Source organism: Streptomyces sp. WZ.A104 (assembly GCF_002382885.1).
GTDB lineage: Bacteria > Actinomycetota > Actinomycetes > Streptomycetales > Streptomycetaceae > Streptomyces.
Window position 1 is genome coordinate 1 of sequence record NZ_NWVL01000133.1, and the last position, 9,274, is coordinate 9,274.

8 protein-coding genes are annotated in these 9,274 nt (G+C 68.7%); 6 read left to right on the forward strand and 2 right to left on the reverse strand.

Annotated features, from left to right (window positions below; genetic code table 11):
- The 6 genes from CIB93_RS36060 to pknB all read left to right on the forward strand — a co-directional run.
- On the forward strand, window positions 1–419 hold a 419-nt coding region (locus CIB93_RS36060), incomplete at its 5' end, for an FHA domain-containing protein (RefSeq protein ID WP_143660130.1).
- Window positions 420–429: 10 nt separating this feature from the next.
- Window positions 430–948, forward strand: coding sequence for an FHA domain-containing protein (locus CIB93_RS36065; RefSeq protein WP_096633008.1), 519 nt, complete (start codon window positions 430–432; stop codon window positions 946–948).
- A 135-nt stretch (window positions 949–1,083) separates the two neighbouring features.
- Entirely contained in the window at window positions 1,084–2,583 is a 1,500-nt protein-coding gene (locus CIB93_RS36070; protein WP_096633009.1) for a Stp1/IreP family PP2C-type Ser/Thr phosphatase, read from the forward strand.
- A gap of 22 nt (window positions 2,584–2,605) precedes the next feature.
- Entirely contained in the window at window positions 2,606–4,006 is a 1,401-nt protein-coding gene (locus CIB93_RS36075) for an FtsW/RodA/SpoVE family cell cycle protein (RefSeq protein WP_096633010.1), read from the forward strand.
- Window positions 4,003–5,460, forward strand: coding sequence for a penicillin-binding protein 2 (locus CIB93_RS36080; protein ID WP_096633011.1), 1,458 nt, complete (start codon window positions 4,003–4,005; stop codon window positions 5,458–5,460). The genes CIB93_RS36075 and CIB93_RS36080 overlap by 4 nt, the downstream gene beginning before the upstream one ends.
- 172 nt (window positions 5,461–5,632) lie before the next feature.
- The gene (gene pknB / locus CIB93_RS36085) at window positions 5,633–7,606 is read left to right on the forward strand and encodes a Stk1 family PASTA domain-containing Ser/Thr kinase (RefSeq protein ID WP_096633012.1); all 1,974 of its coding nucleotides are present in this window, start codon (window positions 5,633–5,635) and stop codon (window positions 7,604–7,606) included.
- A 108-nt stretch (window positions 7,607–7,714) separates the two neighbouring features.
- Here the strand turns inward: pknB and CIB93_RS36090 are convergent, their stop codons facing one another.
- A complete protein-coding gene (locus CIB93_RS36090) occupies window positions 7,715–8,443 on the reverse strand; it encodes a class E sortase (RefSeq protein WP_096633013.1) in 729 nt (242 codons plus the stop codon).
- Between the two features lie 26 nt (window positions 8,444–8,469).
- On the reverse strand, window positions 8,470–9,274 hold an 805-nt coding region (locus tag CIB93_RS36095), incomplete at its 5' end, for a class E sortase (protein WP_143660131.1).

Here is a 9,274-nt window from a genome sequence, read left to right on the forward strand (position 1 = left end):
AGGCTCCCGGCGGCTACGGCTACCCCCCGACCGCCGCTCCGCCGATGCCCCCGGCCCCGCCGCCCGGCGCCGGACGGCCCTCGGGTCCCACGACCGACCGGCGCCCGCCCGCCGCGCCCGGCCCCCTGCCGGACGCGCAGACGCGGCGCTGGATCGAGATCAACGGCACCCGCCATCAGATCTCCCGCCCGACGCTGGTGCTGGGACGCAGCACCGACGCCGACGTGCGGATCGACGACCCCGGCGTATCGCGCCGGCACTGTGAGATCCGGACCGGAACGCCCTCGACGATCCAGGATCTCGGGTCTACCAACGGCATCGTGGTAGACGGGCAGCACACCACCCGCGCTACGCTCCGCGACGGCTCGCGGATCGTCGTGGGCAGCACCACCATCGTTTACCGGCAAGCCGAAGGGTGAAGCGGGGGCAATGTCAGAGCTGACCCTGACGGTCATGCGGCTAGGTTTCCTGGCTGTTCTGTGGCTGTTCGTCATCGTGGCCGTCCAGGTCATCCGCAGCGACCTGTTCGGAACGCGCGTCACGCAGCGCGGCTCACGCCGCACTGCCGCCGACGCGCGCCCTCAGCAGGGCCGCACACAACAACAGGCGGCGCCGCCTCAGCAGCGCCAGCAGCCCGGTCGGCAGCGCCGCGGGGCACCCACGAAGCTGGTCGTGTCCGAAGGCACGCTCACGGGCACGACGGTCGCGCTCCAGGGCCAGACCATCACCCTGGGCCGGGCCCACGATTCAACCATCGTGCTGGACGACGACTACGCGTCCAGCAGGCATGCCAGGATCTACCCGGACCGTGACGGCCAGTGGATCGTCGAGGATCTCGGGTCCACCAACGGCACGTATCTGGACCGGACCCGGCTCACCACCCCGACACCAGTTCCGCTGGGCGCGCCGATCCGTATCGGCAAGACCGTCATCGAGCTGCGGAAGTAGTACGACAATGAGCGAGCGGAGCGAGCGAGCCGCGGCGGCCTGGACGACGGACGCCGGCCGGTTCCCGACCGGAGGGTGGGCAGTGTGGCTCGAGACAGGCTGTACCCCGAGGCGGAGTCGACGGGGCAGGTGCGCATGAGTCTGTCGCTGCGCTTCGCCGCCGGGTCGCACAAGGGCATGATCCGCGAGGGCAACGAGGACTCCGGCTATGCCGGCCCCCGGCTCCTCGCCATCGCCGACGGCATGGGCGGTCAGGCGGCCGGGGAGGTCGCCAGCTCCGAGGTGATCTCCACGCTCGTCCAGCTCGACGACGACGTACCAGGTTCCGACCTCCTGACCTCGCTGGGCACCGCGGTCCAGCAGGCCAACGACCAGCTGCGTGTCATGGTCGAGGAGGACCCCCAGCTGGAGGGCATGGGCACCACGCTCACCGCCCTGCTCTGGACCGGCCAGCGGCTCGGCCTGGTCCACGTCGGCGACTCCCGCGCCTATCTGCTGCGCGACGGCGTCCTGACGCAGATCACCCAGGACCACACCTGGGTACAGCGTCTCGTCGACGAGGGCCGGATCACCGAGGAAGAGGCCACCACCCACCCCCAGCGCTCCCTGCTGATGCGGGCGCTGGGCAGCGGCGACCATGTCGAGCCGGACCTCTCCATCCGTGAAGTCCGCGCCGGCGACCGCTACCTGATCTGCTCCGACGGCCTCTCCGGCGTCGTCTCCCACCAGACGATGGAAGAGACCCTGGCCAGCTACCAGGGCCCGCAGGAGACCATCCAGGAGCTGATCCAGCTCGCTCTGCGCGGCGGCGGCCCCGACAACATCACCTGCATCGTGGCCGACGTCCTGGACGTCGACAGCAACGACACCCTGGCCGGACAGCTCAACGACACCCCGGTCGTCGTCGGCGCGGTCGCCGAGAACCAGGCCCAGCTGGGCGACGGCGGGGCCATGCAGACGCCCGCCGGACGCGCGGCCGGCCTCGGCCGCCCCACCCCCCCGCCCGCCGGCGGCTTCGGCCCGCCCGGCAGCGGCGACGTCGGCTACGACGGCATGCCGGACGGCACCTACGACGCCTACACGGACGACGACTACGTCAAACGGGGCGGCGGCCGTAAATGGCTCAAGCGGTCCGTCTACATCGTGCTCGCGCTGGCCGTGATCGGCGGCGGACTGTACGGCGGCTTCCGCTGGACGCAGACCCAGTACTACGTCGGCGCACAGAACGAGAACGTCGCGCTGTTCCGGGGCATCAGCCAGGACCTCGCCTGGGTCTCGCTCTCGAAGGTCGAGAAGGACCACCCCGAGATCGAGCTCAAGTACCTGCCGCCCTACCAGCGCAAGCAGGTCGAGGCGACCATCGCCGAGGGCAGCCTCAAGGACGCCCGTGAGAAGGTCGCCGAGCTCGCCGCCCAGGCCTCCGCCTGCAAGAAGGACGCGCAGCGCCGCGCGGCCGAGGCCGAGAACCGGGCCCGTACCGGCGAGGGCGAGGCCGGCGGCACCGCCGGGGCCCCCGCCACCAGGACTTCCGCCACGTTCTCCGCCAAGGGGACCAAGTCGACCACAGCTCCCACTCCCGGCCCCAGCCTCTCGGAGGAAGAGAAGAAGCTGGTCCCGCAGTGCGGTAAGCAGTAAGCCGTAGGGGGCCTTCAGCACCATGAGCGTTGTCACCAATACGACCACCATCGGCGCGATCGACGCACCGAGCCGCCGCAACACCGAGCTGGCGCTCGTCATCTTCGCCGTCGCCATCTCGGTGTTCGCCTACGCCAACGTGGGGCTCGCCCTCAACGGCGAACTGCCCTCGGGGATGCTCGGCTACGGTGCGGGGCTCGCGCTGCTCGGCGGGGTGGCCCACCTCGTGGTGCGGAGGTTCGCCAAGTACGCCGATCCGTTGCTGCTGCCGCTGGCAACACTGCTGAACGGGCTGGGGCTGGCGCTCATCTGGCGTCTGGACCAGTCGGAACGGCTGCTCAACCACCCCAACTTCGCGCCCGCCGCGTCCAAACAGCTGCTCTTCTCGGCGATGGGGGTCGCCCTCTTCGTCGGGGTGCTGATCCTGCTCAAGGACCACCGCATCCTCCAGCGCTACACCTACATCTCCATGGTGGTGGCGCTCATCCTGCTGATCCTGCCGATGTTCTTCCCGCCGCAGTTCGGCGCGCGGATCTGGATCACCATCCCGGGGATCGGCTCCCTCCAGCCCGGCGAGTTCGCAAAGATCGTCATCGCGATCTTCTTCTCCGGCTACCTGATGGTGAAGCGCGACGCCCTGGCTCTGGCCAGCCGCCGCTTCATGGGGCTTTACCTGCCCCGCGGGCGTGACCTCGGACCGATCCTGGCCATCTGGGCGATGTCGATCCTGATCCTCGTCTTCGAGACGGACCTCGGCACCTCGCTCCTCTTCTTCGGCATGTTCGTCGTCATGCTCTACGTGGCGACCGAGCGCACCAGCTGGATCGTCTTCGGCCTGACCATGTCGGCCGTGGGCGCCGTCGGTGTGGCCTCCTTCGAGCCGCACGTGCAGGACCGCGTCACCGCCTGGCTCGACCCGTTCGCCGGCTGGGGCACGCATCCCGCCAGTGAGCAGATGGCCCAGGTGCTGATGTCCTTCGGTTCCGGCGGGACGCTCGGCACCGGGCTCGGCCAGGGCCACTCCGACCTGATCCTGTTCGCGGCCAACACGGACTTCATCCTCGCCACCGTGGGCGAGGAGCTCGGCCTCGCCGGCGTGATGGCCTTCCTCCTGCTGTACGGGCTGATCATCGAGCGCGGTGTACGCACCGCGCTGGCCGCCCGCGACCCGTTCGGCAAGCTGCTGGCCATCGGGCTCTCCGGTGCCTTCGCGATCCAGGTGTTCGTCGTCGCCGGTGGGGTCATGGGCCTCATCCCGCTCACCGGTATGACGATGCCCTTCCTCGCCGCCGGTGGTTCGTCCGTGCTCGCCAACTGGGCTCTGATCGCCATCCTGATCCGGATCAGCGACACCGCCCGACGGCCGGCGCCCGCCCCTGCCCCGTCCACGGACGCCGAGATGACCCAGGTGGTCCGACCGTGAACAAGCCTCTGCGCCGGATCGCGATCTTCTGCGGCATCCTCATCCTCGCCCTTCTCATCCGGGACAACTGGCTCCAGTACGTCCGTGCCGACGAGCTGAACAGCCACAAGTACAACCGCCGCGTCGAAATCGAGCGGTACGCCCACGAGCGCGGCGACATCATCGTCGACGGCAAGGCGATCACCGGCTCCGTCGAGACCGAGGACAGCGACTTCACGTACAAGCGGGTCTGGAAGGACGGCCCCCTGTGGGCCCCCGTGACCGGCTACTCCTCGCAGGCCTTCGGCTCCTCGCAGCTGGAGAACCTTGAGGACGGCATTCTGACCGGCAACAGCGACCAGCTGTTCTTCGACCGGACGCTGTCGATGTTCACGGGAGACAAGAAGCGCGGCGGCAACGTCGTCACCACTCTCAACGGCGACGCTCAGAAGGCCGCCTTCGAGGGGCTCGGAAAGAAGAAGGGCGCGGTCGTCGCCCTTGATCCGAAGACGGGCGCCATCCTCGCTCTCGCCAGCACCCCGTCCTACGACCCCTCGGTCTTCGCCGGGAACTCGTTCAAGGACTCGGACGACCGGCAGCAGCTCCTGAAGGACAAGGACAAGCCGATGCTCAACCGGGCATTGCGCGAGACCTACCCCCCGGGCTCCACCTTCAAGGTCGTCACCGCCGCCGCCGCCCTGGAGAACGGGCTCTACGACGACATCGACGCCAAGACCGACTCCCCGCTGCCCTGGACCCTGCCGCAGTCCACCGTCCAGCTGAAGAACGAGGGCAGCATCCCCTGCAAGGACGCCTCGCTGCGGGAGGCCCTGCGCTGGTCCTGCAACACCGTCTTCGGGAAGATCAGCGACGACCTCGGCAACCAGAAGATGATCGAGCAGACGGACAAGTTCGGTTTCAACAAGGAAGTCTTCACACCCGTCCGCGCCGACGCGAGCATCTACCCCGAGGACAACAGGCCGCAGAACGCCATGGCGGGCATCGGCCAGGCGTCCAACCGCACCACCCCGCTCCAGATGGCCATGGTCGCCGCGGCCATCGCCAACGACGGCAAACTGATGGATCCGTACATGGTCGCCGAGCGTCAGGCGCCCAACCTGGACCCGGTCTACACCCACGAGCCCGAAGAGCTCAGCCGCGCGCTCTCCGGTGAGAACGCCCAGAAGGTCCAGCAGATGATGGAGACCGTCGTCAACGACGGCACGGGAACCAACGCGCAGATCCCCGGCGTCACAGTGGGCGGCAAGACCGGTACCGCACAGCACGGTCTGAACAACAGCGAGAAGCCCTACGCCTGGTTCATCTCGTACGCGAAGACCGACAACGGCTCCCCGGTCGCCGTCGCCGTCGTGGTCGAGGACGGCAACGCCAACCGGGACGACATCTCCGGTGGTGGGCTGGCCGCCCCGATCGCGAAGGACGTGATGAAGGCGGTCATCGACAGCAAGAAGTGAGACCCGTCACGGCGGCCGTCCATCCATACCGGACATCGCATACCGGTCGGATATCGGCTGACGGGTGCGGGCTGATCACATCACCGGTGCCCGGTAGCGTATGCGCGAACAGCGCACCGCCGCGGACCACACACGGGTGCGGTCGGGACTGACGGAGAGGGCTGGAACAGTTATGGAAGAGCCGCGTCGCCTCGGCGGCCGGTACGAGCTGGGCTCGGTGCTCGGCCGTGGTGGCATGGCCGAGGTCTACCTCGCGCACGACACCCGGCTCGGCCGCACCGTAGCGGTGAAGACGCTCCGGGCCGATCTGGCCCGCGACCCGTCCTTCCAGGCCCGGTTCCGCCGTGAGGCCCAGTCGGCCGCCTCGCTCAACCACCCCGCGATCGTCGCCGTGTACGACACCGGCGAGGACTACGTCGACGGGGTCTCCATCCCGTACATCGTGATGGAGTACGTCGACGGGTCGACGCTGAGAGAGCTGCTGCACTCCGGTCGCAGGCTGCTCCCCGAGCGCACGCTGGAGATGACGGTCGGCATCCTCCAGGCCCTCGAATACTCGCACCGCGCCCAGATCGTCCACCGCGACATCAAGCCCGCGAACGTCATGCTGACGCGCACCGGCCAGGTCAAGGTCATGGACTTCGGCATCGCCCGCGCCATGGGCGACTCCGGGATGACGATGACGCAGACCGCTGCCGTCATCGGCACCGCCCAGTACCTCTCCCCGGAGCAGGCCAAGGGCGAGCAGGTCGACGCCCGCTCCGACCTGTATTCCACCGGCTGCCTGCTGTACGAGCTCCTCGCGGTGCGGCCCCCGTTCGTCGGGGACTCTCCCGTCGCGGTGGCCTACCAGCACGTGCGGGAGGAGCCGCAGCCGCCGAGCAACTTCGACCCCGAGATCACGCCCGAGATGGACGCGATCGTCCTCAAGGCGCTGACCAAGGACCCGGACTACCGCTATCAGTCCGCCGACGAGATGCGGGCCGACATCGAGGCCTGCCTCGACGGCCAGCCGGTCGCGGCCACGGCGGCGATGGGCGCTGCGGGGTACGGGGGCTACGACGGCTACAACGCCGACCAGCCCACCACCGCCCTGCGCCCGGCCGACCCGAACAACGGGCAGACCTCGATGCTGCCGCCGGTCAACCCGGACGACGGCGGATACGGCTACGACGACCGGTCCGGACGCCGGCGCCAGCAGAAGAAGAGCAACACCTCGACGATCCTGCTGGTCGTCGCGGGCATCCTGGTGCTGATCGGCGCGATCCTGATCGGCCGGGTCGTCTTCTCCCCCACCAGCGACGACGGCCAGCTCAAAGCGCCGAACCTGGTGGGCTCCACGGTCAAGGAGGCGGAGAGACTCGCGGACAACGCCGGCGTCAAGATCACCGTCGGCGCGGAGGAGCCCTGCGAGGAACAGGAGAAGGGCGAGATCTGCTCGCAGGACCCCACGAGCGGCGTGATGATGGACAAGGACGGCACCGTCACCGTCGTCGTGTCCACCGGCGCACCGAAGATCGAGGTCCCCAACGTCCTGGAGAAGTCCGAGGACGGGGCCCGCGACGTCCTGGAGGGGAAGGGCTTCACGGTCAACGTCGTCACCGAGGAGTCCGAGAAGACCGAGAACACGGTGATCGAGCAGGACCCCAAGGGCGGCGAGAAGGCCGATGACGGGTCCGAGATCACCATCACCATCGCCAAGCAGGCCCTGCTGGACCTGCCGGACATGCGGAACCGCACCTTCGAGGCGGCGGAACAGCAGCTGCGGGGCATCGGCTTCAGCAACATCTCGCGGAGCGACGTCGACTCGGACCAGCCGCAGGGCACCGTCATCGAGCAGTCCCCGACGCCCGGAAAGCAGGCCAAGGACGCGCAGATCGTCCTCAAGGTCTCCAAGGGCCCGGCGGAGCCGGAGCAGGTCCAGATCCCCGGTGACATCGGCAACAAGTCGTACCAGGACGTCAAGGGCCAGCTCGAAGGGCTCGGCTTCGTGGTCCAGCTCTCCCCGGGCTCGGTCGACAAGCCGGACGCCCGGGTGATCACCAGCCAGCCGGCGCCCAACAGCCAGGCGGAGAAGGGCAGCACCGTCACTCTCGTCACCGTCGAGGGCCGCGGGAGCGGTCTCTTCGGAGGCCGGGGCGACTGACCACGCCCGCCGCCCATCCCGGCATACGTACGGGGAATGCCCCGGTCACCGCAGTGGTGACCGGGGCATTCCCCGTACATACAGGCGGTTACGCACAGGCTGCGGAGACTAGAGCAGCTCCACCGGCTTCGTGCGGTCCTTGTCGACCTTCTCCGTACGCTCCAGCTCGCCCCACACGATGTACCGGTACTTCGAGGTGTAGACCGGCGTGCAGGTCGTCAGCGTGATGTAGCGGCCCGGCTCCTCGACGCCCGACTCCTCCGGGACCGGCTGGATGACGTCGACGTTGAACTTCGAGGTCTCGGGGAGCGTCTTGTAGACCTTGTAGATGTACCAGGTGTCCTTGGTCTCGAAGACGACCGGATCACCGTTCTTCAGCTTGTGGATGTTGTGGAACTTGGCGCCGTGCCCGTCACGGTGCGCGGCCAGCGTGAAGTTGCCCTCGTCGTCCCAGGGGAGCGCGGATTCGACCGGGTCCGTGTAGTAGCCCGCGATGCCGTTGTTCAGGGTCTCGGGGTCGGTGCCCTTCTTGACCAGCACCTCGCCGTTCTTCATGGCGGGTACGTGCAGGAAGCCGATGCCGTCCTTGGTGTCCAGGGCACCCGGGCCGTCCGCCCAGCGGCTGCGGACCGTGTCACCCTGCCGGTCGGCCTCGCGGTCGGCGAGGACGTTGGTCCACCACAGGGAGTACGCGACGAAGAGCGCGAGCACCAGGCCCGCGGTGATCAGCAGCTCGCCGAAGAGGCTGACGGCCGTCGCGACGGGGTGCCGGGAGGGCTTGCGCGCCGGGCGCGCGGACGCGTCCGTCCGCTCGTCGTGCTCGGTCCTCGCTGCCACCGCACCGCCCCTGTCGTGATGATGGTTCAGCCCACGAGCGCGTTGGGCTTCCCTTCGCTGCGCGGCCGTTCGTCGACCATCTTGCCCCAGACGATCAGCCGGTAGGTACTCGTGAACTCCGGTGTGCAGGTCGTCAGCGTGATGTACCGGTCCGGCTTGGTGAACCCGGAACCCACCGGCACCGGTTCGATCACCGAGATGTTGGACGGCGATGTCTGCGGCAGGATGCTCGACATCTCGTACGTGTAGTACGCGTCGCGCGTCTCGACCACGATCGGGTCACCGGGGCTGAGCTTGTTGATGTAGCGGAACGGTTCACCGTGGGTGTTGCGGTGCCCGGCCACTGCGAAGTTGCCCAGCTCGTCCTCGGGCATCGCCGTCTTCAGCTTGCCCTCGCCGTAGTGGCCGACCATCCCCCGGTCGAGGACCTTCTCCTTGTCGATGCCCTCGGCGATCGGGACGACGACGTCCAGCTTCGGGATGTGCATGATCGCGAAACCCTGTCCGGGGGCGAACACCCCCGGCTTGCGGTCGCCGTTGGCCCACTCGTCCTGGATCTTGTCCGTCTCGCGGCCCGCGATCTGCTCGGCCCGGATGTTGGTCCACCAGAGCTGATAGGTGACGAAGAGCAGCATCAGGACGCCGAGGGAGATGAACAGCTCGCCGACCACCCGGCTGGCGACCACCGCCGGGCTGTCCTTCGCCGCCCGCGCCGCACGCCGCGCCTCCACTCGGGACATCGGCGCGGTGGGCACGGCGGCCGCCGTGGCCGGTGGAGCGGCCGGTCCCGGGCGCCGACGGCCGCGCCCCTTGGCCGCCCTGCGCCGCTCG